Origin of the sequence: Streptococcus cristatus (assembly GCF_003943505.1) — a bacterium.
Taxonomy (GTDB): domain Bacteria; phylum Bacillota; class Bacilli; order Lactobacillales; family Streptococcaceae; genus Streptococcus; species Streptococcus cristatus_E.
In genome coordinates this window covers 1-822 of record NZ_RJPS01000051.1, presented here as the reverse complement: position 1 = coordinate 822, position 822 = coordinate 1, and the positions used below count along the sequence as shown (strand labels likewise).

Here is an 822-nt window from a genome sequence, read left to right as displayed (position 1 = left end):
TAAAGAACGTTTGGATCTGTTGTCAGCCATTCATAATTTAGGATACGAGAGTTTGAGGTATTCTATCTTTAATGAATATGGTCCTGGTGAATGGGAAGTGGTAATCGACTTTGACGATTCTAAGCAAGTGTACAATGTCTACGCTACAATGGATCGAGCAAGTAAGGGAGGAATTTTCGACTTTACAGACTTTTCAGAAGCAAAAGAGAAGTTTTTAAAACTTTTGGGAGATACTATTTTTTTCAATCGTTATTATGTTCAAGAAGGAATGGGTAAGATGTACCCATCCCCATTATGGGACAAGGAAGAAAATGATTAATTCCTCAGAGCTAGTGGTATAAAGATTTTAAATAGAGAAAGAAGCTGAAACTATGAATCAGAAAGAACAAGCAATTATCTCACCTTTGCCAACTGATGCCTTATTGCATGAAAGAGAGGTAGCGTGGAGGGTTAAACTACCTGATGATTATAAGGAATTTATAAAGAAAGAGAATGGGGGCATTCCTTCAAAACGGTATTTTCAATTTAGAAATAATGAGAAAGTAATCGATCGCTTTTTAGCCATACTAGCTATTTCAGGTGAGAAAGCAGAAGAGGTTTACGATATCGGAGTTGTGAGTACGCAATTGGAAGGTCGTATTGTATTTGATGAAGATAATGTCGGAATGCAACTAATCCCCATAGTAGCATTGTATGGTGGAGACTTTCTATGTCTAAATTATGCAGAGGATACTGAAAATCCATGCATTTGTATCTGGTATCACGAGGAATCTTATGAATTGGATCCTGCTGTTGAATTTGTAGCGAACAACTTCACAGAGT

General features: G+C 36.6%; 2 protein-coding genes. Both read left to right on the top strand.

Translation table 11 applies throughout. The annotated features are described in order from the left end of the window. A partial coding sequence (locus tag D8792_RS10910) for an Imm59 family immunity protein (protein WP_125374009.1) occupies positions 1-319 on the top strand: 319 nt, incomplete at its 5' end. A gap of 52 nt (positions 320-371) precedes the next feature. Next, a partial coding sequence (locus D8792_RS10905; protein WP_142999400.1) for an SMI1/KNR4 family protein occupies positions 372-822 on the top strand: 451 nt, incomplete at its 3' end.